Source organism: Sphingobium tyrosinilyticum (genome assembly GCF_042654265.1).
Classification (GTDB): domain Bacteria; phylum Pseudomonadota; class Alphaproteobacteria; order Sphingomonadales; family Sphingomonadaceae; genus Sphingobium; species Sphingobium tyrosinilyticum.
On record NZ_JBHSFZ010000025.1, the window covers coordinates 30,183 to 52,393 of the forward strand.

Here is a 22,211-nt window from a genome sequence, read left to right on the forward strand (position 1 = left end):
ATATCCAAGGGCGGGTGTGGATGCCCTGTGCCGGACAAGGCGCAGCGGCGGACGGGGGTACACATCTTGACCAAAATCTTCCACTTTTCGAAGCTGCAGCAGGATTGTGCAGGCGTGACGGCGGCCGAATATGCGCTGCTGTTCGCTGTCATGGGCGGATTGATGATGGCTGCCACATGGCTGCTGGGCAACGCCGTCGGCAGTCAGATGAACAATCAGGTTGCTCTGTTCGCCTCCTCGGCAGGCACGGCATCCTCCAGTTCGGCGAGCAGCACCTCAAGCACGGGCGGCAGTTCCTCCACCAGCAGCAGCACCACCAGCACGAGCAGCACCAGTTCGTCGGCGGGGGGAACCAGCACCGGCAGCACCTCGACGGGCGGCGGCAACAGCAATGGTGGCGGGAACAGCAACGGCGGCGGTAATGGCAAGAAGCCCTGATCCTGAATAGCCAGCATCTGAGGGTTAATGGGTTTTACATCAGACCCGAAAAAGCGCACCATCCTGCACGTGGCGAGGGGGTAGCGCTATGGGCATGGATAATCCGATACGGCAGTTGCGGATGGACAGCACGGGGGCGTCGGCGGCGGAATATGCGCTGCTGCTTGCCATCCTTGGCGGTTCGATTGCGATCGGCGCGTGGATGCTGGGAGGTTCGGTCGCGGGCGCGGTCAGCAACAGCGCGCAGCAGATCGCCTATTATAGCGGCGGATCGGCATCCTCTTCGTCGTCGTCCTCATCCTCGACATCGTCCTCCGGCACAACTTCTTCGTCGGCTGGAGGCTCCGGCAGCGCGCCTGGCCAGTCAGGTTCGTCGCCCGGCCAGACAGGGAACACCCCCGGTCAGTCCGGCTCGACACCGGGCCAATCAGGATCGACACCCGCCAATGACAGTTCACCCCCAGGCCAAGCAGGCAGCTCGCCGGGTCAAAGCGGCAACAATCCCGGCAAGGGCAACGGAAAGAATTAGTGGCAAGGCATCTCCTCGCCGCGCGGCGACGGGGTTCGTAGAGGCGAGCATCGCGGAAATCTCCCGCCTCGCCGGAGCCTTATTGCGACCTATTCGGATGTGCAGGAATAATTTTTTTGCAGTTGTCCAATTTCAATGGCCTGTTTTTGCAGGCTCGCGCGTATTATATTCGTAATATGGCTACTGCGGCGGGAGTCGCCAGTGACGAAAAGCGAACTGTTTTCGAGCTTCACGCGGAATTTTGACGAACGGCGTCAGGCCGAGATGTCGATTGAGGATTATTTGCTGGGGTGCCGCAATGATCCTCTCATGCACGCATCAGCCCCGGAGCGGCTGCTGGCCGCGATCGGCGAGCCGGAAATCATAGACACTTCGCGCGACCAGCGGCTCGGGCGGATTTTCATGAACCGCACCATCCGGCGCTATAAAAGCTTCACCAATTTCTACGGCATGGAAGCGACGATCGAACATATCGTCAGCTTCCTGCGCCACGCCAGCCAGGGGCTGGAGGAACGCAAGCAAATCCTTTACCTGTTGGGGCCGGTCGGGGGCGGCAAGTCGTCGCTGGCCGAACGGCTCAAGGCTCTGATGGAAACCCATCCCATCTATGCGTTGAAGGCGGGGGACGAGATCAGCCCGATCTTCGAAAGCCCGCTCGCCCTGTTCGACGCGGAAACGCACGGCGCCATTATCGAGGATAATTACGGCATTCCCCGCCGCCGCCTGACCGGCATGATCAGCCCCTGGGCGCGCAAGCGGTTGGATGAGTTTTCCGGCGATATTTCCCAGTTCAAGGTGATCCGCCTGATGCCTTCGCGCATGCGGCAGATCGCTGTTGCGAAGACCGAGCCGGGCGATGAGAACAACCAGGACATCAGCTCGCTGGTCGGCAAGGTCGATATCCGCAAGCTGGAAATGCTCTCGCAGAATGATCCCGACGCCTACAGCTATTCGGGCGGTCTCAACCGCGCGAACCAGGGCATGCTCGAGTTTGTCGAGATGTTCAAGGCGCCCATCAAGATGCTGCATCCGCTGCTCACCGCAACGCAGGAGGGCAATTATATCGGCACCGAGAATATCGGCGCGATCCCCTTTACCGGCATCATCATGGCGCATAGCAATGAATCGGAATGGGCCAACTTCAAGAATAACAAGAATAACGAAGCTTTTATCGACCGCATCTACGTCATTAAAGTGCCCTATGCCTTGCAGGCGACCGAGGAGCGGCATGTTTATGAAAAGCTGCTGCGGGAATCCGACCTGAGCAAAGCGCCCTGTGCGCCGGGCACGCTTGATATGCTGGCGCGCTTCTCGGTGCTGACGCGTCTGCGCGAGCATGAGAACAGCAATCTCTATTCCAAGATGCGCGTATATGACGGCGAAATGCTGCGGGAGATCGATCCGCGCGCCAAGAGCATTCAGGAATATCGCGACGCGGCGGGCGTGGATGAGGGCATGTCAGGCACTTCGACCCGCTTCGCGTTCAAGGCTCTGTCTGCGACCTTCAACCATGACAGCAGCGAGATCGCGGCCGACCCGGTGCACCTCATGTATGTGCTGGAAGGCATGGTGCGGCAGGAGCAGTTCCCGGCCGAGGTGGAAGCCAAATATCTGGAGTTCATCAAGGGCGAACTCGCGCCACGCTACGCCGAGTTCATCGGTAACGAAATCCAGAAGGCCTATCTCGAATCCTATAATGACTATGGCCAGAACCTGTTCGACCGTTATGTCGCCTATGCCGACGCCTGGATCGAGGATCTGGACTTCAAGGACCCGGACACCGGGCAATTGCTCGACCGGGAGATCATCAACCAGGAACTGTCCAAGACCGAAAAGCCCGCGGGCATCGCCAATCCCAAGGATTTCCGCAACGAGGTGGTGAAGTTCGCCCTGCGCATGCGGGCGAGCAATGACGGGCGCAACCCGAGTTGGACCAGTTACGAAAAAATCCGCGAGGTTATCGAAAAGCGGATGTTCAGCCAGGTCGAGGATCTGCTGCCCGTCATCAGCTTCGGTTCGAAGAAAGACGGCGATACCGCGAGCAAGCATGACGAATTCGTCGCTCGCATGGTGGAGCGCGGCTATACCGAGCGGCAGGTCCGCCGCCTCGTGGAATGGTATATAAGGGTCAAGCAGGCCGGATAAAAAAGATGGAGGCGCTTGGCCCACCATGCACATAGTCGACAGACGGCTTAATCCCGGGGGCAAAAGCCTGGTCAACCGGCAACGGTTCCTCAGAAGGGCGAGAGCCTATGTCAGCCAGGCGGTCCGCGACAGCCTGAAGGACCGCAGCATCAAGGATCTCGCCAAGGAAGGCGAAATTACGATTCGCCGCGACGCAATCCACGAACCCACCCTTCATCGCGCGGGCAAGGGCGGCAATAGGGAGCGGGTGCTGCCCGGCAATCGCGAATTTTTAGAAGGCGACCGGATCAAACGGCCCGATGGCGGTGGCGGCGCCGGATCACAGCCGGGCGAGGGTGAGGATCAGGATGATTTCCGCTTTGCGCTGAGCCGCGAGGAGTTTCTCGACCTGTTCCTCGACGACCTCGAACTCCCCGACATGGCGAAGAAGAAGCTGGTCTCCGGCAAGATCGAAGGGGTGAGACGCGCGGGCTATTCGACCCTCGGCAATCCTTCCAACCTGTCCGTTCCTCGCACCATGCAAAAGGCGATGTCCCGCCGCATTGCGCTGCGCCGTCCAAGCGGCAGGGACCTTAGCCGCATCGAGGAAGCCATTGCCGAGATCGAAGCGCGCACAACGCCGTTGGCGGACGATGCCGTGACGCTGGAAAGGCTGCGCGAAGAGCGGGCGCACATCATCCGGCGGCGTAATCTTATCGCCTATATCGATCCGGTCGATCTGCGCTTCCGCCGCTTTGAACCTGTGCCCCGGCCGGTGGCGCAGGCGGTGATGTTCTGCCTGATGGATGTGTCGGGCTCCATGACCGCGCATATGAAGGATCTGGCCAAGCGCTTCTTTGCGTTGCTGCACCTGTTCCTGTCGCGTTGTTACGAGCATGTCGATGTGGTCTTCATCCACCATACCGATCGCGCGGCGGAGGTGGATGAGGATACCTTTTTCTACAGCACCGTGACCGGCGGCACATTGGTGTCGAGCGCGCTCGACAAGCTGATCGAGGTGGTGAAGGAACGCTACAGTCCCAGCGACTGGAACATCTATGTCGCGCAGGCTTCCGACGGCGACACGCTGGCGTCCGACAACGCCCGCGTGGTCAGCTTGATGCAGGACCAAATCCTGCCCTTCTGCCAATATTTCGCTTATCTGGAAGTCGGGCGCGAGGAGTTCGCTTCCATTGAGGCGGCGACGTCCACCACCGGCCTCTGGGACGCTTATGCGCCTGTCAGCGACAGCCACCGCAATTTCGCCATGCGAAAAGTGTCGCACCGCCGCGAAATCTATCCGGTTTTCCGCGAACTGTTCCAGCGACGCGGCGTCGGCGAAAGGACGCACGCTTGACGGTGGCGTTCGCCCCCGCCCCGCTGTTCACCGGCAGCGATTGGGACTTTTCGCTGATCAACCGCATCTATGAGACGGTCGAGCCGATCGCGCTTCAGGAAATGAAGCTCAACATCTATCCCAACCAGATAGAGATCATCAGCGCCGAACAGATGCTGGACGCCTATTCATCGATCGGCATGCCGCTCTTCTACAAACATTGGTCCTTTGGAAAGCAGTTCGTCACCAATGAGATGCTCTATCGCAAGGGGCTACGCGGCCTTGCCTATGAGTTGGTGATCAACAGCGATCCGTGCATCAACTATCTGATGCAGGAAAATAGCGCGACCATGCAAACGCTGGTCATCGCGCATGCGGCGTTCGGGCATAATCATTTCTTCAAGAATAATTATGTCTTCAAACAATGGACCGACGCGGAAGGCATCCTTGATTATCTGGAGTTCGCAAAGCGTTATATCGCGCAATGCGAAGAGCGTTACGGACAATTGGCGGTCGAGCGCGTGCTCGACGCAGCTCATGCGCTCATGAACCAGGGCGTCCATCGCTATCCCCGCATCCGCCCTCGCGACATGAAGGCGGAGGCCGAACGCGAGGCGGAGCGGCAGGCTTATCGCGACCGCATCTATGACGATCTCTGGCGCACTGTGCCGGTGGGGGCCAAGGCGGCATCCGTGCCCCGCGACGAACGTCGCGCCGCGCTGGGCCTGCCGCAGGAAAATATCCTCTATTTCCTGGAAAAGACTGGCCCGCGCCTGGATAGTTGGCAGCGGGAAATCCTGCGCATCGTTCGCCTGATCGCCCAATATTTCTACCCCCAGCGCCAGACCAAGGCAATGAATGAGGGCTGCGCGACCTATACCCATTACCGCATCATGACGATCCTGCATGATCGCCGCTGGATCACTGATGGCGCCTTTATGGAATTCATCCAGTCGCACACGAATGTCGTTTATCAGCCTACTTTCGATTCAGGCCATTTCGGCGGCTTCAATCCCTATTCGCTGGGCTTCGGCATCATGTCCGACATAGAACGGATCTGCATGGACCCGACGCCGGAGGATCGCGACTGGTTCGGCGACATTGCCGGTTCCCGCGATCCGGTCGAGGTGCTGAAGGATATCTGGGCCAATTATCGCGACGAAAGCTTCGTGTCGCAGTTCTTGAGCCCCCACCTGATCCGGCAATGGCGCCTGTTCCAGTTGCTGGACCGGGAAAGCGAGTCGGAATTGCGGGTGGAGGCCATTCATGACGAGCGGGGCTATCGCCGTATCCGCCGCGCGCTCGCACGCGAATATGATATCGCCCGGCAGGAGCCCGATATCCAGGTAGTCGATGTGGATCTGGCGGGTGACCGCACTTTGATGCTGGAACATGCCGTCACGGATGGCGTGGTGCTGGACGCATCTGACGCGGCGATGGTGTTGCAAAGCCTCGCCAATCTATGGGGCTATGAAGTCGCGCTGAGTGAGGTCGATGCGGAGAGCCGCAAGGAGCTGAAAAATCATCGCTGCCAGCCCCAACCAGGCTGGATCGGCTGAAGCGGTGCGCCCTGTCGGTAGGTCCTGGGGCGGGGTAAAGATTCCATTTCCAAAGCGCCGCCGAAAAGCGTAAATTCCGCCCGGTTTTCGCGAGCAATCCCGTTGCTGTCGTGGCGATCGAACGGAAAAGGCTCGCATGATAGCAGGAGAGCATTTTCATGACACATGCCCTCAATGCGCAGGAATGTCTTGAACGGGCCCGGATGCATGAACAATTGGCGGCCACCACCGCCGATGCGTCCGCCCGGATGATGCACCAAGCCATGGCCGCCGAATTTCGCCGCCGCGCGGCAATGGGCTCTGTCGATGCGACGCGTCAGATGGTGAACAAACCCGTCATAGAACTCTGCCCCCCCGCGGCGTAACCTTCGGTCGCGCTTTGGTGACCTCCGTTCGCTGGACACGAACGGACAGGGGGTCAGGTCAAGCGCAGCAGATACACATCCATGATCCACCCATGCCGCTGCCGCAGGGCTGCGCGCCGCTTCACAATCTCCGGCCCAGCAATCGCGAGCGGCCCTTGGGCCAGCGCCTGCTGCTCCATGCCCAGATAGGCGCCCCACCAGATCTCGATGCCTTCGGGCTCCAGCGTCTGAAAGGCGCAATGCCCGTCCAGCATCACCACGACGTCGCGCACGCCCGGCGGCCAGCTCTGCTCCCTTAACTGCCTGCCGGTCGTGACCAGCACCGGGTCTGCCAGCCGGTTAAGGCAGATGCCGTGAGCGGCGGTCAGCGCCTGGATACTGGTGATCCCCGGAACGACCCGGATCTCAACCTTAGGCCCCAACCGTTCGGCGATCCGCAGGCTGCTGTCGTACAGCGAAGGGTCTCCCCAAACGAGCAGCGCCAGCGTGCCGCCGTTCGGCAGATGCACGGCGATCTGCTTCATCCAGATTGCGGCAATGGCATCATGCCAGTCGATCACCGCCTCCACATAGGCGGGCTGGTCGGCGCGCGTCGGCATGTCAAATTCGACGATGCGCGTTCCGCCCGTCAGCACCTCCGCGCAGATTGCTCGGCGCAGGTCGATAAGGTCGGACTTAGCCGCTCCCTTGCGCGGCAGCAGGATCATGTCCGCCTCGTTCATAGTGCGGATCGCGGCGCGGGTGAGGTGGTCGGGATTGCCCGTCCCTATGCCGATCAAAGACAGCCGGATCATGCGGCGCCAGCGATGAGGTGGAAGAAGCTGCCCGTCACGCACCCCTTGCGTGATCCACCTGAAGCGACGGGATCCCCCTTCGCATCGGTCACATGGGCGAGCACTTCGTCAGGCTGCTCGACGATGGTGGAATAATGAAATTCATGGCCCCGCAAATCCGCCCCTGCATCATAACCGCCCATGGGTGAAAGCAAACGCGCGTTGCGATAGCCAAGCTGCAGTCTCCGTTCCGCAAAGCTGCTCACGAGCCCGAGCAACCCAGCCATTGCATGCGTCTGTCCCTGTGCGTCGATAATGGCCTGCCCCAGCACCATATAGCCGCCACATTCGCCATGAACCGGCCGATCGCGAGCGTGCCGCCGCATGCCTTCGAGAAAGCGAGCCGCATGCGCAAGGCCCGGCGCGTGCAGCTCAGGATAGCCGCCAGGCAGCCAAATTGCATCGGCCTGCGCGTCGGGCGCTTCGTCAGCCAGCGGCGAGAAGGGCAATATCTCCGCCCCCGCCGCCCGCCAACCCGCAACCATATGGACATAGGTGAAGGAAAAGGCGGCGTCCTGCGCCAAAGCGATGCGCTGCCCCGGCGGCCGCCAGCGATGACACAGCGGCGGGGCCGAGGACAGCGCGCCCGCCAACCCACGCACAGCGGATAGGTCCACATGAGCCTCCACCATGTCCGCAATGGCCTCGATCGCCTTATCCGCCTCCACATGCTCCCCCACCTGCACAAGCCCCAGATGCCGCTCCGGCAACGCCAGCACGGCTGACCGAGGCACCGCGCCCAGCACCGGCAGCGCGATCGCCTCCATCGCCTCACGGATCATCGCTTCGTGACGCGGACTGGCGACGTGGTTCAGGATCACGCCCGCAACCCGCACATCCGGGCGCATCGCGCGAAAGCCATGGGCAAGCGCTGCGGCTGACTGGCTCTGGCCCGACACGTCGATGACCAGAATGACCGGCCAGCCAAGGGCTGCGGCTATGTCGGCACTGCTGCCATTTCCACTGGCGCCCTTTACAGGTGCACCGTCGAACAGGCCCATGACGCCCTCGGCCAGCGCCAGTTCGGCGGACGCGGCTTCCCCGGCAAGGCTTTGGAGCAGGGCCGTATCCATCGCCCAGCTATCGAGATTGAACGCCGCCCGCCCGCTCGCCAATTGATGATAGCCCGTGTCGATATAGTCCGGCCCACACTTATAGGGCTGTACCCGAACGCCTCCCCGCGCCAGCGCCCGTAAAAGACCAAGCGTGATGACCGTCTTGCCCGAACCGGATCGCGGCGCGGCTAGAAGGATGCCCGGCGTCATTCCTCGGTCTCGGCGAAGCGCGAGTCCGCCGATGAGGGGCGGAAGCGCCTGTCATAGCCAGGTGCATAAAGCTGGCTTTCGGTAAAGTCCGCGTCGCCCAGCACAGGCCCCACCAGGATCAGCGCCGTGCGTTCCGGCCCGCCCGTAGCCTGTTCGGCAATCGTCGAAAGCGTGCCCCGTTCGATCCGCTCATCAGGCCAACTCGCCCGCCACACGATCGCCGCTGGACATTCCGCGCCATAGAGCGGCGACAGATCATCGACGACCGCCGCGATATTGTGGATCGACAGATGGACGGCCAGCGTCGCCCCGGTAGCGCCGAATGCCGCCAGCGTCTCACCCGAAGGCATTGCGCTCGCGCGCCCCGGTGTCCGCGTGAGCACGAGCGATTGCCCCAGTCCGGGCAAGGTCAATTCCGTTCCGAGCGCCGCCGCAGCAGCCGCAAAGGAGGGGACGCCTGGCGTAACCGTATAGCCGATCCCGAGCGCCTTCAGCCTTCGTATCTGCTCCCCCATCGCCGACCAGACCGACAGGTCGCCCGAATGAAGCCGTGCAACATCCTGCCCCGCAGCATCGGCTTCCGCGATGATTGCGATGATCTCGTCCAGCGTCAGCGGGGCGCTGTTCACCATCCGCGCGCCCGGCGGGCAATGGTCGAGCACCGCGCGCGGTATGAGCGACCCGGCATAGAGGCAGACAGGCGATGCGGCGATCAAGTCACGACCGCGCAGGGTCAGCAGGTCGGGCGCGCCTGGTCCTGCGCCGATGAAGTGGACGGTCATGCGGAAACTCCTTGGGCGAGTGCGCATGTCGCCTGCCCATCGGGTGATATGATGCGGGTGGCGATCAGCTTGGCGTGCTGTCCGGCTGCAGCCAGCGCTACCGCTTCGGCTACGCTGCCGGCCCCGTAAGTCGCCAGGCTGGCGGCGGATTGCGTGCGCGTCTTCACGGCCCTAATGTCATCAGGCGCGAAGAGAATAAGCGGCACCCCCAGCGCGTTGGCCAGCGGCGCGAGCAATGCCGCCTTATGGTTCAGCGTCGCGACGGCCGCCACGGCAACGCCATGAGCCGCCAGCGCGGCCCGCAAAGCCGCTTCATCCGCCCCGCTGTGACAGCCAAAGCCCGCGACGATCACAGCGTAACGCTCCATTGCACCAGCGGATAGGAGGCTTTCCAGCCCCGCCGCGTGCCAAGTGGCGCGGCGCTGGCCATCTCGATGCGCAGCAACTCGCCGCCCAGACGCGCCTGCCACTGGGCCAGCAGCGCCTCGGATTCCAGCGTGACGGCGTTGGCGACCAAACGCGTCCGCTCGCCCGGCAGGCCAAGGATCGCCTCCAACAGCGCCTCGCTCAAGCCCCCGCCGACAAAGATTGCATTGGGCCGTTTGCGGCCCTCCAATATGGCTGGCGCCCTGCCCTCGATCACCGACAAGCGATCGCCGCCCAGCCGCGCCGCATTGGCGCGGCCGCGCGCGGCGCGAACCGGATCAGCCTCAAAGGCGATCGCCTGCATACGAGGACCGCAGAGCAACCATTCGATTGCGACCGATCCCGACCCAGCGCCGATGTCCCACAGCGTCTCTCCCGGAAGAGGTGCGAGCGCCGACAGTGTCAGCGCGCGAACCGGCCGCTTTGTGATCTGGCCATCATGCTCGAACCAGCTGTCGGCAATGCCGCTGGCGCGCGGCATGACCTCGCCGTCACCCGCCATCGCAATCCCCGCCGCCACCGGATGGGCAACATTATCCCACGCATAGGCATCCGCTCGCACGGCGCGGATGCGTTCACGCGGCCCGCCAAGCGATTCCATGACATAGAGGGTGGACGCGCCGAAACCCGCCTCAACGAGATAGGTCGCAAGCTCGCCCACCGCCGCCCCGTCGCGCAGCAGCAGGATCGCTCGGCCGCCGGGCACAAGATCGCGCCGCAGCCGGGCCAGCGGTGCGGCATGAAGGCCATGGCAGACGACATCCTGCAACGACCAGCCCAGCCGCGCGGCGGCGATCGAAAAGCTGGACGGCGCGGGAAGGCCGATCCACTCACTGGGATCGAGATGCCGGGCGATGCTGGCTCCCGCTCCGAACCAGAAAGGGTCACCCGACGCCAGCAGCACCACCGGCTCTCCCCGCCGGGCGAGCAGCGGCGCAACACCATCGTCAAAGGGTACTGGCCACGTCAAAAGTTCCGCCTTAAGGGGAGGCAGAAGCGCCAGCTGGCGCGGCGCGCCGGTGACGATGCGCGCCTGCTCCAGCGCGGCGTGGGCGGCGCTGGACAGGCCCGCCGCTCCATCCTCGCCAATGCCGATGATCGTCAGCCAGGGACTCTCAGCCGCCATGCGCAACATCCTCATCCTGGGCGGCACGACGGAGGCCAGCGCGGTCGCAAAGGCGCTGGCGGATCGCGGCGATCGCGCGGTGCTGAGCTATGCCGGACGCACCGGCAATCCCCGCCCGCAGCCGGTCCCTATGCGCGTCGGCGGCTTTGGCGGCGTCGCGGGTCTCGCCGCCTATCTGGAGCGGGAGGCAGTCACGCATCTCATCGACGCGACCCACCCCTTTGCCGCTACCATGAGCGCCCATGCAGCGGAGGCGGCGCAACAGGCGGGCATCGCGCACATCATGCTGACCCGCCCTGCCTGGAAAGCGGGAAAGGGCGACCGCTGGACTCATGTTCCCGACATCGCCAGCGCCGTGGATGCGCTGGCGGAAGAGCCACGGCGCGTCATGCTGGCGCTCGGCCGGATGCATGTGGCGGCCTTCGCCGCCCAGCCGCAGCATCATTATCTGCTTCGTTTCGTCGATGCCCCGCACGTGCCGCCAGCGCTGCCTCGCCATCATCTGGTGGTGGATCGCGGCCCCTTCACGCTGGAGGGAGATCTCGCGCTGATGCGCGCGCAGCGGATCGACCTGATCGTCGCCAAGAATGCGGGTGGAGAAGGCGCGCGGGCGAAGCTGGACGCGGCGCGGGCGCTCGGCCTGCCGGTCATCATGATCCACCGGCCGCCCCTGCCCCAAACGCAGGTGGTACACGGCATCGGCGAAGTGCTCGCGTGGATCGATCATTCGGTCCAACGCGGGGTGTAGAGGATAGGGGAGCCGGGCCGTTCGATCAGCCGGCTGTGGCTCGACCCCAATATGACCATCGTGCGCATATCCGCCATCTCGGCCCCGGCGTCACCCAGACGGACAACGCGCAACTCTTCCTCAGGCGTGGAAACGGCGCGCGCAAACAGGATCAGCCGGTCAGGTCCGCACTCCTGTCTCAGGATGTCGAGCGCGCGGGCAAACCCCTCGGGCCGCGCCTTCGACCGGGGATTGTAGAAGGCCATGGCGAAATCGGCTTGCGCTGCGAGGCGCAGGCGCCGTTCGATCAGCGCCCAGGGCTTCAGATTGTCCGACAGGTTGATGGCGCAGAAATCATGGCCCAGCGGCGAGCCCGCGCGCGCGGCGGCGGCGAGCATGGCGGTGATGCCGGGCAGGATGCGTATGTCCAGCAAGCGCCACTCTGCGGGACCCGCCTCCAGCGCCTCGAATAGGGCAGAGGCCATCGCAAAAACGCCCGGATCGCCCGATGACGCCACCACGACCTGCTTCCCCGCCGCGGCCAGTTCCAGCGCATGGGCGGCGCGCTCCAGTTCCACCCGATTGTCGGAACCATGGCGGACAAGACCGGGCCGGTCGGCGACTCGCGCGACATAGGGGAAATAGCCGATAAGATCCGTCGCTTCGGCCAAAGCTTGCATCACTTCGGGCGTGACAAGTTCGTCCGCGCCGGGTCCGAGCCCCGCCACCGCCACCCATCCGCTCATGGCCGCCGTCCCTGGCCGTGAACCAGCAGGATGGAGAAATAGCCGGTCACCGCCTGTGCTTCGGGAAGCGGCGTGATCTTCTGGTCGGCCATGGTCGCATATTCGACTAGCCAGGCGCAGTCCTGCTTCCCCGCCGCCTCGACCGCGCGGCGCAGCTTGGCCAAGTTGCGGCCGATCTTCATGACCACCAGCGCATTGGTGTCGTGGATGCGCCGGGCGAGTTCCTCTTCAGGCAGCGTCGCCATGAGGACCGTCAGCACATCATCCCCCCAGCTGATCGGTGTGCCGCTGGCGGTCCAGGCCCCCGACATGCCGGTGATGCCTGGCACGATCCGCACCGGCGCAAGCGGCGACAGGCGGCTGTGCAGATGCATGAAGCTGCCGTAGAAAAAGGGGTCGCCCTCGCACAGCACCACCACATCCTCGCCATCCGCTGCCAGCCTGTGGAGATGCGCGGTGCAGTCGGCATAAAAGGCGGACAACGCCTGATTATAGCGCGGGTCGCTGACCGGTATTTCGGTCGTCACTGGATATTCCATCGCATATTCGATGGCATCGGGCCTTAGCAGCCCCTCGACGATGCGCCGGGCATGGCCGTGGCGTCCCGGCTTGCGGAAATAGGCGATGTGGCGGGCGTTGCGGATCAGCCGGTCGGCGCGCACGCTCATCAGGTCCTGCGCGCCGGGGCCAAGGCCGACGCCATGAATGACCCCGCTCATTCGGCCGCACTCGCCAGCGCGTTGATGGCGGCCACGGTCATGGCGCTGCCGCCCAGCCGCCCCTCAACGATGCAGCAGGGGACGGGCTGCGCCTCCCACAGCGCCTCCTTGGATTCCGCTGCTCCGACGAAGCCGACCGGGCAACCGATGATTGCGGCGGGGCGAGGGCAGGCGGGGTCCTCCAGCATGTTCAGCAAGTGGAAGAGAGCAGTCGGCGCATTCCCGATCGCGACGATCGCGCCCTCCATATGCGGCCGCCACAGCTCTAGCGCCGCTGCAGAGCGCGTATTGTTCATGGCGCGGGCGAGATCGGGCACTTGCGGATCGCCCAGGGTGCAGAGGATCGGATTATCAACGGGCAGGCGGGCGCGCGTGATCCCCTCCGATACCATGCGTGCGTCGCACAGGATCGGCGCGCCTGCTTCCAACGCCGCGAAGGCTGTGACCGCGAAGCTTGGGGAGAAGCGGATATGGCGGACGAGGTCCACCATCCCGGCGGCATGTATCATGCGCACGGCGACCCGCTCTTCTTCGGGCGAGAAGCGGCCAAGCTCCGCCTCCGCGCGGATGGTGCGGAAGGACTGGCGATAAATTTCCGCCCCATCCCTTTCATAGACATGCGGCATCATTGGACTCCGAAGAGGGTAAGGATCTGGTCAGGCGAGAGGCCCGCGCGAAGCGGCGGCGCGCCCGCACGGGCGTTATGGGCAAGGTCGAAGCGTCCCGAGCGGCCGGTCAGCATGACCGCCGCCCGCGACGGACGCGCGCATCCCTTGGCGCATCCGGAGACATGGAGCCCTGGAACATGCGGGGCGAGCCGAATCGCAAGGTCGCGCGTGGCGACACTCGCCTGGGGGCAGGCGGGCGCACCGGGACAGGCATCGGCAGAAAGGCGTGGGTCGTCAGGGTCGTCCGGCGCAGCATTGCCGCCCTCCAGCAGCAAGCCGCGCCAGGGCGTCAGGCGCACGGCCTGTACGCCGTCCTCCATGATCGAGAGTAGTGCGGTTGCCTCGACCCGTCCAAAGGGCGCGGCGTAAAAAGGCCCCGGCGCTTGAGCAAGCGCAGAGGCGCGCGAACGAGGCGACGCGGGCGCCTCACCCGCGGGAAGCGGCGCCAAATGCCGCGCCATGCGCCCGGCCTGCACGCCGCCGCTGGCAACAAACCAGTGAGCAAGGCTGATCAGCGCGTCCACCGCATCTTCCGCAGTGACGGACGCGCCTCTTTCCCGTCCATCGGCGCGCAGGATCAGCCCGCCGCTCGTTCCCCGCTCGATCCGGAAATCCGCCGGGGCATCGGTCAGCACAGGCGCAGGCCCCGCGTCGATCGCAAAGCCGATCTTGGCGGGCAGCTCGGGCAGTTCATCCATGCGCGCGATCAATTCATTGGCGATCGATGCGCTGATGTCGCCCTCTGCCCAATCCGGATTGAGGATCAGCGGCGCGCGCATTTCCCGCGCTGGATCAGCCTGCGCCAAGTCCAAGGCGACAAGCCTTTCTATCAACGCGCGATGCACCACCTCGCGCACGCCCCGAACCTGAAGCGCGGCCCGATTGGTGAGGTCGATATGGCCATTGCCATGACGCAAAGCTGCTTCATACAGACCTTCGGCCTGCGCTCGGCTCATCCGACCAAGCGCCGGGCGAACGCGCACCAGCAGCCCGTCGCCCGCCATCATCGGCTGCCATGCGGTCGGGCACCAGCCGCGCACGGCGGCGACGTGCTGCGCCTGCTTCTGCATTGCTCCCATCCTTCCACGCTCGCGCCACGACCAGCGGACGGCACGCGCAGGCGCACGGGGAAAGCCGCACGCCGCACGGCCGCAGCCGCACTCTATTCGTCGCTCAAACGGAGAACCGAGCCGTGACCATCCCCTGGGTCATGGCAAGAGCGACCTTTGCTCCGGCAGGTCTCCTGGCTTGCGGGTCATAGCGTCGGCATGGGGCCTTCCCGGATCGCTCCAGTGGCTGACCGTCCCATCTTCAGGGTCCGGCCGATCCATGCCTTGCTCGCCGCTCACAGTTGCAGGGACAGCCGCGGATTAGGGAGGCAACCCTCCCGCACCGCGTTCCCATTTAAGTCCCTTGCGGGACACCGGCGCGATCGATGAACCGGGCAAGGCCCGGTCCGCTGCGCTTCATAAAGGGGATGCGCGCGAAAGGAAAGTGGGCAGCGGCGGCTTGCTTGCGCCTGTCATGGCCTGACGCTACTCCCTTGGCCCATAACGATATGGAGAGAGAATTGATGAGCGATCTCAGCTTCGAAGCGACCAGCCGTTTCCTGGAAACCGCCAATGGACGGTTGCATTATCATGAGGCTGGATCGGGGCCGGCACTGCTATTGCTTCATGGCTCAGGTCCGGGCGTCACGGGCTGGGCGAATTTCCAGGGCAATCTGCCGCTCTTCTCGCAGCATTTCCGTACGATCATTCTCGATGCACCGGGCTACGGCAAAAGCGATCCCGTAGATGGCGATCCGGTTGCGGTGGCGCGCGATGCGGTGGTTGCGCTGATGGACGGCCTCGGTATCGATCGCGCCCATATCCTCGGCAACAGCTATGGCGGCATCGTCGGCGGCCATCTCGCCGCGTCGCATCCGCAAAGGGTGCTGCGCTACATTACGATCGGCGGGATCGGGTTCAACATCACCTCCACCTTCCCCAATGAAGGTCTGACCCGGCTCGTCGATTTCATCGAGGATCCAACGCGCGAGAACATCATCGCCTGGCTGGAGTCGATGGTGTACGACAAGTCCATCATCACCGACGAGCTTATCGACATGCGCTACAAGGCCGCGCTCGAACCGGTGACGATGGAAAGCAGCCGTAAGATGTACACGCGCTCCGCGCTCGGCTTCATCGCACAGTCCATGAGCGGGCCGGGCGTGTCGCAGCGGATCGACTATCTCGGCAAGATCCAGGCGCCGACCCTGATCACCTGGGGCCGCGATGACAAAGTCAGCCCGCTGGACGGCGCGTTCCTGCCGATGCGGGTGATCCCCAATGCGGAACTGCATGTGTTCCCCAAATGCGGCCATTGGGCGATGATCGAGTGCAAGCAGCGGTTTGAAGAGCTGGCGCTCGGGTTCTTGTTGGATGGGCGGGCGTAGGCGCGCTCAGTCCTCCTGGAATCACCCGTTCAGGCTGAGCTTGTCGAAGCCTTCCACTTTCTTCAGGAAACGCCCTTCGACAGGCTCAGGGCGAACGGGCTGGGTGCGCGTGATCCTAACGCCGCACCACCACCGAATGCCAATCCATGCGCTGTTCCCAGCCGCGCCGCTCCAGTTCCGGCGCATCCTCCTCAATCTCCGGCTTCCCAAGGCATAGCAGCCCAAGACATTCCCAACTGGCGGGAATATCCAGCATCGCGTCCACGCCTTGGGGTTCCAAGATGGAAACCCATCCCATGCCGATGCTCCGCGTCCGCGCCGCCAGCCACAGCGTGTGCACCGCCATGACGCAGCTATAACGGCGCGCTTCCGGCATGGTCGCGGCCCCCAGATGATGGCCCGTCTCCGTTCCATCGTCGCAATAGACGGCGAACAGCACCGGGGCTTCACGCAGGCCATGCAGTTTCAGGCTGCGATAAAGCTTATCCTGTTCGCCCTCATATTCCTTTCCCGCCGCCCGCACCTGCGCATCGACATGGCAGGCCAGTTGCTCCCGAAGTCCGTCCGTCTCGATCCGCACAAAGCGCCAAGGCTGTGACAGCCCAACCGAGGGCGCGCGATGCGCCATGCTCAGCAGCCATTCGACATCGCTCTCGTCGATCGGATCGGTGCGGAAATGGCGGATGTCCCGCCGTGCCCGCACCAGCGCCTCGAATTGTGCGCTGTCGATCGGGGTGATGGCGGGCGCGCTCATGTCAAAATTCTATTCCCGCTTGGGCCTTCACACCGCTGCGGAAGGGATGCTTGACCATCGTCATCTCGGTTACAAGATCGGCCGCCTCGATCAGCGCTTCGGGCGCGTTGCGTCCGGTGATCAGGACATGCTTCATCTCGCCCCTTCCGCTCACGGTTTCGACAACTTCCTCCACCGGCAGATAGTCGTAACGCAGGACGATATTAAGCTCATCGGCCAAGACCATATCATAGGCGGGATCGGCGATCATCCGCTTTACCTCATCCCATGCTTCGCGGGCGAGCGCGATGTCGCGGGTCTTGTCCTGCGTGTTCCAGGTGAAGCCTTCGCCCATGGGCTTGAACGTGACATTGTCCGGAAACGCATCGAACACGACTTTTTCTCCGGTCGTCATCGCGCCCTTTACGAACTGGACGACGCCCACCTTCTTGCCATGACCAATGGCGCGCACGACCATGCCGAGCGCAGCTGTCGTCTTGCCCTTACCCTTGCCGGTATGGACGATCAGCAGGCCCTTTTCCTGCGTTTTGGTCGCCATGATCTTTTCATGCGCGGCCTGCTTCTTCTTCATCTTCTCTGCATGTTGTTCGGGCGTACGTTCGATCATGAGCGGTCTTCCTTGAGGCTGGAGAGGAGCATGGCGGCGCTGTTGGACCTGGGCTTCCACAGCCCCCGGTCGAGTGCTTCGGACAGGCGCGCGGCGGTTTCGCGCAGGGCGGCGGGATTGACCTCTGCCATGAAGGCGCGGACGGCCTCATCCTCGATGAAAGCGGCGTGCACGGCGTCGAAATGATGGTCCTTGACCGCATGGGTCGTGGCGGCAAAGGCGAAGAGATAATCGACCGAGGCCGCAATCTCGAACGCGCCCTTGTATCCGTGGCGCATCATTCCCGCGATCCATTTGGGATTGGTGACGCGCGCGCGGACGATGCGGCCGATCTCATCCTCCAGCGTGCGGACGACCGGCCGTTCGGGGCGGCTATGGTCATTATGATAGCTGAGCGGCTTCTTGCCGGACAGGTGCTCGACGGCGGCGGCGATGCCCCCCTCGAACTGATAATAATCGTCGCTGTCGAGCAGGTCATGCTCGCGATTGTCCTGGTTCTGGATCAGCGCGTCGGCCTGGGTCAGACGCTGCGCAAACAGGTTGCGCTCCGCATCGCCCTCGACGCCGCCGCCATAGGCATAGCTGCCCCAATCCAGATAGATGTTCGCAAGATCAGCCCGATCGTGCCACAGCCGTTCGTCGATCATCGCCTGCAGCCCCGCGCCATAAGCGCCCGGCTTTGATCCGAAGACGCGGGCCCCGGCACGGCGGGCAGCCTCCTTCTCCGGCAGGCCCTGAGCCGCAAGGGCAGCGCTTTCCGCTCGGTGCCGGGCGGCGGCGGGATTATCCTCGTCCGGTTCGTCCAGCGCCATCACGGCGCGCGCCGCGCTGTCGATCAGGTCAATCTGCTCGGGATAGGCGTCGCGGAAGAAGCCCGACACCCGCAAGGTTACATCGACGCGCGGCCGGTTCAACTCGGCGATCTTCATGACCTCAAAGCCGGTGACACGGCCCGACGCCCAATCCCAGCGCGGCCGCACGCCCATCAGCGCCAATGCCTGCGCAATGTCGTCGCCGCCGGTGCGCATGTTGGCCGTGCCCCAGGCGGACAGCGCGATCGCGCGGGGATAGTCGCCCTCGCGCTGCAGATAATCCTGCACGATCAGCTCAGCCGATCGCTGGCCCAGATTCCAGGCGGCGACGGTTGGGATCGCCCGGGTATCGACCGAATAGAAATTGCGCCCGGTGGGCAGCACTTCGGGGCGGCCGCGTGTCGGCGCACCGGACGGGCCGGGCGGAACGAAGCGCCCATCAAGGGCCTTGAGCAAAGCCGCCTTCTCCGCCTCTCCGCAGGCATCGACGCGGGGCGCAAGGTCGTGCGTTATGGTGCCCAGGACAGCCGCGCTTTTGGGTCCAGGCGCGGGCGCTCCACGATCCAGCAGATCGATGGCATGGAGTTCGAGCCGCTCTACCATGTCGCCAGTGGTTCGCCACAGTTCCGCTGAAAGCGCCCCGAGCAACTCCGGTCTTGGCCCCGTCCACGGCGCACCCATGCTACAGTCGAGCGGATCGAACCCTAGCCCAAAATCATCCGCCAGCGCCCGTAACAGCGACTGATGGCCGTCATGTTCCATCCCCCTGGGGCAACGGGCCAGCGCCAGCAGCAGGTCCCGGCGCAGCGATCCCTCCGGCGACCGGGTAAAGACATGCAGACCATCCCTGATCTGCATTTCCTTCAATTCACACAGATAGTTGTCGATCGCAGCTAAGGCATCATCTCCGCTACCTTGCGCCCCGGCATCCTTGTCGAGCCCCTGACTGGCGGCAAGGGCCAATATGTCCTTGCGCAGCGTCTCCAACCGGCGCGGGTCCATCCCGGCGGCGAGATAATATTCATCGACTAGCGCCTCCAGTTCCTTGAGTGGCCCATAGGTCTCCGCGCGGGTCAGCGGCGGCGTCAGATGGTCGATGATGCAGGCCCCGATGCGGCGCTTTGCCTGCGTGCCTTCGCCCGGATCATTGACGATGAAGGGGTAGATTTGCGGCACCGGCCCGGCGCAGATTTCAGGGAAGCAGCTTTCCGACAGCGCAATGGCCTTGCCGGGCAGCCATTCCAGATTGCCGTGCTTGCCGACATGGACGACCGCATGGGCGCCAAATTCGCGGTTCAGCCAGATGTGGAAGGCGAGATAGCCATGCGGCGGCGGCAGCGCGGGGTCGTGGTAGCTGCTCTTGGGGTCGATATTATAGCCGCGCGCGGGCTGAACCGCGATCGCCACATTGCCGAAACGATGCACGGGTAAGTGGAAGGCGTTCTCTCGGAAGAACGTATCGGCTTCAGCACCCCCCCAGCGCGTCGTGATCGCCTCGCGGGCCGCTTCGGGAAGGGAACGGAAGGCGGCCTCATAGTCGGTCAGCGAAAGAGAGGGCGAGGGTTTCGATCGTTTCAGCGATGCGGGAGCGTTGGTCACCCCGCCCGTCATCAGCTGCATCAAGGCCGCGCCACCGGTTGGCGCGTCCCCTGTTGCATAGCCTGCCTCTGACAGCGCGTGAAGGATGGCCGCCGCGCTGGCCGGCGTGTCGAGCCCGACGCCGTTGCCGATGCGCCCATCCTTGTTCGGATAGTTGGCAAGGACCATCGCCACCCGACGCTCCGCCGCGGGCGTTCGGCCAAGTTTCGCCCAATTCGCAGCGAGTTCAGAGACGAAGCTTATGCGATCCTGCAGCACCTTCGGCACGACGATGCTGCACTGCGTCCGCTCATCGAACCGTGCGGCCGCCTTGAAGGCGACGGCGCGGGTGAAGAGGCGGCCGTCCACTTCCGGCAATGCGATGTGCATGGCCAGATCGCGCGCCCCCAATCCCCGCACGCTGGCTTCCCAGGCGCTTTGCTCGGCGCTGGCGAAGATCGTCTGCAGAACCGGGCAGTCTGCCTGCTCCAATATTGACGGCGTTCGGGGTTCGCCGGGCGCCGAAGCGGCAAAGGCGGTCGCATTCAGGATGACGTCCGGCCGCGTCCCGTCCATCAGGCTCCGCAGAAAGTCGCGGGCGAAGGGTTCGCGCAGCGCACGGACATGGACCGGCAGCACGTTGAGGCCCGCCAGCTCCAGCCCCTGAACCATGGCGTCCACCGCGTCCAGCGTCCCGGCGATCAGCAGGGCCCGATAGAAAAGGAACAGGACGGTGGGCTGGCCGTCCCGCCAGCGGCCTTTCACCTGATCCAGCGCGGGCCGCTCGATGCCGGGTAGATAAAGCCCCGCATCAGCCACCGGCACTGGAGCGTCGGCTTCCCCTGCGTCCATCCCCGCCAGCCGGGCGGCGGTCTTCAGGAAGGCGGTCGCATTGGCCACGCCGCCTTGCCGCAGATAATCGCGCAGCCGGTCACAGGTTTCCGGCGGCAGGGTAGAGGCGGCGCGCAGGTCCGGATCATCCTCCTGTCCATCTGCGATGGCAGCGAAGGCGATGCCCTTTTCCCGCGCGACATTGGCAATTTCATCAATGCCATAGGGCCAATAGCTCTTACCCCCGAGCAGCACGACGCAGACAAATTTGGCGTGAGCGATCACCTTCTCGACATAGAGATCGACCGAATAGGGATGCTTGAGCTGAAGCAGGTTGGCGAGCCGCACGCTGGGCGCGTCCTCGCCCAAGGGCGCTGCCGCGCTCGCGAAGCAGGCAAGGTCGCTGTCCGCCACGGTCAGCAGCACGATGTCCCCCGGCGACTGGCCAAGGTCGATCGCTTCGTCTCCGTTGGAAACCGTGCCGGGCGTGGCGGTGAGCAGGTGCATCAGGCGGCGGCCATCTTCAGCGAGAGCGTCTGTTCGATGGCTGCGCGGTCGAGGCCAGCCTGACCGATGACCACCAGCCGCGAACCGCGCCGTTCATCCGCCTGCCACTGCCGGTCATAATGATGCTGGATGCGCGGTCCGACGGCCTGGATGACCAGCCGGGCAGGGCGTCCCGCGATGGCGATGAACCCCTTGACCCGCAATATGTCATGCGCCGCGATGGCCTGTTCCAGCGCCACCAGCAACGGGGCAGGATTGCCCTGCTCGCTCAGTTCCACCACGAAACTGTCGAAATCCTCATGGTCATGATCCTCCTCATCATCATGATGGGAAGGGCGCGCGTCGATCTGCTCCTCCACGCCCGCCCTAAGGCCCAGCAGGACTGCCGGGTCGATCTCCCCCCGCGCGGTGCGGACGATCCGCACGCCGGGGCGAATTTCGCCGGCAAGGTCCCGCTCCAGTTCGGCAAGCCTGCCAGGCTCCACCAGATCGGTTTTGTTGAGCAGGACGAGGTCCGCGCAGGCCAGCTGATCCTCGAACAGCTCCTCGATCGGGCTGTCATGGTCCAGCGTCGGGTCGGCAGCGCGCGCTGCGGCCAGCGCAGCTTCATCATGCGCGAAACGGCCCGCCGCCAGCGCGTCCGCATCGATCAGCGCGATCACGCCATCGACGGTCGCGCGGGTGCGGATATCGGGCCATTGGAACGCCTTCACCAGCGGCTTGGGCAGCGCAAGGCCGGATGTTTCGATGATGATATGGTCGGGCGGCACATCTCGGTCGAGCAGCCGCTGCATGGTCGGCAGGAAATCATCAGCGACAGTGCAGCAGATGCAGCCGTTGGCCAGTTCGATGATGTCCTCGTCCGGGCAGGCTTCGTCGCCGCAGCCTTTCACCAACGATCCATCGACGCCCACATCGCCGAACTCGTTGATGATAAGGGCGAGGCGGCAGCCCCCCGCATTTTCGATGAGGTGACGGATCAGCGTCGTCTTTCCAGCGCCGAGAAAGCCTGTGATGACGGTGGCGGGAACCTTGCTCATGC

At 64.0% G+C, this 22,211-nt stretch carries 21 protein-coding genes and 1 riboswitch; of the genes, 7 read left to right on the forward strand and 14 right to left on the reverse strand.

Features of this window, described 5'->3' with window-relative positions; translation table 11 throughout:
• Window positions 1-215: 215 nt before the first annotated feature.
• Window positions 216-500: a hypothetical protein gene (locus tag ACFO3E_RS11280; protein ID WP_380804790.1), complete on the reverse strand. Its 285-nt coding sequence runs from the start codon at window positions 498-500 to the stop codon at window positions 216-218.
• Window positions 501-526: 26 nt separating this feature from the next.
• Between ACFO3E_RS11280 and ACFO3E_RS11285 the strand changes: the two genes are divergently transcribed.
• From ACFO3E_RS11285 to ACFO3E_RS11305, 5 genes are all read left to right on the forward strand, one after another.
• A complete protein-coding gene (locus ACFO3E_RS11285) occupies window positions 527-967 on the forward strand; it encodes a hypothetical protein (protein WP_380804793.1) in 441 nt (146 codons plus the stop codon).
• 201 nt (window positions 968-1,168) lie between these two features.
• On the forward strand, window positions 1,169-3,112 hold the full coding sequence (locus ACFO3E_RS11290; protein WP_066531114.1) for a PrkA family serine protein kinase: 1,944 nt from the start codon (window positions 1,169-1,171) through the stop codon (window positions 3,110-3,112).
• 25 nt (window positions 3,113-3,137) lie between these two features.
• Window positions 3,138-4,448, forward strand: coding sequence for a YeaH/YhbH family protein (locus tag ACFO3E_RS11295; RefSeq protein ID WP_380804796.1), 1,311 nt, complete (start codon window positions 3,138-3,140; stop codon window positions 4,446-4,448).
• Window positions 4,445-5,986: a SpoVR family protein gene (locus ACFO3E_RS11300; RefSeq protein WP_066531117.1), complete on the forward strand. Its 1,542-nt coding sequence runs from the start codon at window positions 4,445-4,447 to the stop codon at window positions 5,984-5,986. Before ACFO3E_RS11295 ends, ACFO3E_RS11300 begins: the two co-directional genes overlap by 4 nt.
• 158 nt (window positions 5,987-6,144) lie before the next feature.
• Complete coding sequence (locus tag ACFO3E_RS11305) at window positions 6,145-6,351, forward strand: hypothetical protein (RefSeq protein WP_066531120.1); 207 nt, start codon at window positions 6,145-6,147, stop codon at window positions 6,349-6,351.
• Between the two features lie 53 nt (window positions 6,352-6,404).
• On the opposite strand, the gene cobF is transcribed toward ACFO3E_RS11305, so the two are convergent.
• Genes cobF through ACFO3E_RS11330 form a run of 5 tightly spaced genes read right to left on the reverse strand, consistent with a single transcriptional unit; the run spans window position 6,405 to window position 10,783 of the window.
• The gene (gene cobF / locus ACFO3E_RS11310) at window positions 6,405-7,145 is read right to left on the reverse strand and encodes a precorrin-6A synthase (deacetylating) (protein WP_066531122.1); all 741 of its coding nucleotides are present in this window, start codon (window positions 7,143-7,145) and stop codon (window positions 6,405-6,407) included.
• Window positions 7,142-8,449 carry a cobyrinate a,c-diamide synthase gene (locus ACFO3E_RS11315; protein WP_066531125.1) on the reverse strand — a complete coding sequence of 436 codons (1,308 nt, stop codon included), beginning with the start codon at window positions 8,447-8,449 and terminating at the stop codon, window positions 7,142-7,144. Before ACFO3E_RS11315 ends, cobF begins: the two co-directional genes overlap by 4 nt.
• Complete coding sequence (cobM, locus tag ACFO3E_RS11320; protein ID WP_066531127.1) at window positions 8,446-9,231, reverse strand: precorrin-4 C(11)-methyltransferase; 786 nt, start codon at window positions 9,229-9,231, stop codon at window positions 8,446-8,448. Before cobM ends, ACFO3E_RS11315 begins: the two co-directional genes overlap by 4 nt.
• A complete protein-coding gene (locus tag ACFO3E_RS11325; RefSeq protein WP_225870626.1) occupies window positions 9,228-9,599 on the reverse strand; it encodes a cobalamin biosynthesis protein in 372 nt (123 codons plus the stop codon). The genes cobM and ACFO3E_RS11325 overlap by 4 nt, the downstream gene beginning before the upstream one ends.
• Complete coding sequence (locus ACFO3E_RS11330; RefSeq protein WP_066531128.1) at window positions 9,581-10,783, reverse strand: bifunctional cobalt-precorrin-7 (C(5))-methyltransferase/cobalt-precorrin-6B (C(15))-methyltransferase; 1,203 nt, start codon at window positions 10,781-10,783, stop codon at window positions 9,581-9,583. Before ACFO3E_RS11330 ends, ACFO3E_RS11325 begins: the two co-directional genes overlap by 19 nt.
• Here ACFO3E_RS11330 and ACFO3E_RS11335 point away from each other — a divergent pair.
• Complete coding sequence (locus tag ACFO3E_RS11335) at window positions 10,782-11,531, forward strand: cobalt-precorrin-6A reductase (protein WP_066531131.1); 750 nt, start codon at window positions 10,782-10,784, stop codon at window positions 11,529-11,531. The two genes, ACFO3E_RS11330 and ACFO3E_RS11335, sit on opposite strands and share 2 nt — an antisense overlap.
• On the opposite strand, the gene cobJ is transcribed toward ACFO3E_RS11335, so the two are convergent.
• From cobJ to ACFO3E_RS11355, 4 genes are read right to left on the reverse strand one after another with little or no spacing between them, the layout of a single operon-like run.
• Window positions 11,507-12,256, reverse strand: coding sequence for a precorrin-3B C(17)-methyltransferase (gene cobJ / locus ACFO3E_RS11340; RefSeq protein WP_066531132.1), 750 nt, complete (start codon window positions 12,254-12,256; stop codon window positions 11,507-11,509). The genes ACFO3E_RS11335 and cobJ overlap by 25 nt on opposite strands.
• The gene (gene cobI, locus ACFO3E_RS11345) at window positions 12,253-12,975 is read right to left on the reverse strand and encodes a precorrin-2 C(20)-methyltransferase (protein ID WP_066531133.1); all 723 of its coding nucleotides are present in this window, start codon (window positions 12,973-12,975) and stop codon (window positions 12,253-12,255) included. The genes cobJ and cobI overlap by 4 nt, the downstream gene beginning before the upstream one ends.
• Entirely contained in the window at window positions 12,972-13,601 is a 630-nt protein-coding gene (locus tag ACFO3E_RS11350; protein ID WP_066531750.1) for a precorrin-8X methylmutase, read from the reverse strand. Before ACFO3E_RS11350 ends, cobI begins: the two co-directional genes overlap by 4 nt.
• The gene (locus tag ACFO3E_RS11355) at window positions 13,601-14,650 is read right to left on the reverse strand and encodes a cobalamin biosynthesis protein CobG (protein ID WP_066531755.1); all 1,050 of its coding nucleotides are present in this window, start codon (window positions 14,648-14,650) and stop codon (window positions 13,601-13,603) included. Before ACFO3E_RS11355 ends, ACFO3E_RS11350 begins: the two co-directional genes overlap by 1 nt.
• Window positions 14,651-14,859: 209 nt before the next feature.
• Window positions 14,860-15,086: riboswitch (cobalamin riboswitch) on the reverse strand.
• 130 nt (window positions 15,087-15,216) lie between these two features.
• On the opposite strand from ACFO3E_RS11355, the gene ACFO3E_RS11360 reads away from it, so the two are divergent.
• Complete coding sequence (locus tag ACFO3E_RS11360) at window positions 15,217-16,080, forward strand: alpha/beta fold hydrolase (protein WP_197486361.1); 864 nt, start codon at window positions 15,217-15,219, stop codon at window positions 16,078-16,080.
• 115 nt (window positions 16,081-16,195) lie between these two features.
• Here ACFO3E_RS11360 and bluB read toward each other — a convergent pair whose 3' ends face one another.
• Genes bluB through cobW form a run of 4 tightly spaced genes read right to left on the reverse strand, consistent with a single transcriptional unit; the run spans window position 16,196 to window position 22,209 of the window.
• Window positions 16,196-16,834: a 5,6-dimethylbenzimidazole synthase gene (bluB, locus tag ACFO3E_RS11365; RefSeq protein WP_082919766.1), complete on the reverse strand. Its 639-nt coding sequence runs from the start codon at window positions 16,832-16,834 to the stop codon at window positions 16,196-16,198.
• Window position 16,835: 1 nt separating this feature from the next.
• On the reverse strand, window positions 16,836-17,441 hold the full coding sequence (cobO, locus tag ACFO3E_RS11370; RefSeq protein WP_066531134.1) for a cob(I)yrinic acid a,c-diamide adenosyltransferase: 606 nt from the start codon (window positions 17,439-17,441) through the stop codon (window positions 16,836-16,838).
• A complete protein-coding gene (cobN, locus tag ACFO3E_RS11375) occupies window positions 17,438-21,169 on the reverse strand; it encodes a cobaltochelatase subunit CobN (RefSeq protein WP_380804803.1) in 3,732 nt (1,243 codons plus the stop codon). Before cobN ends, cobO begins: the two co-directional genes overlap by 4 nt.
• Window positions 21,169-22,209 carry a cobalamin biosynthesis protein CobW gene (gene cobW, locus ACFO3E_RS11380; RefSeq protein WP_380804806.1) on the reverse strand — a complete coding sequence of 347 codons (1,041 nt, stop codon included), beginning with the start codon at window positions 22,207-22,209 and terminating at the stop codon, window positions 21,169-21,171. The genes cobN and cobW overlap by 1 nt, the downstream gene beginning before the upstream one ends.
• Between the last annotated feature and the right edge of the window lie 2 nt (window positions 22,210-22,211).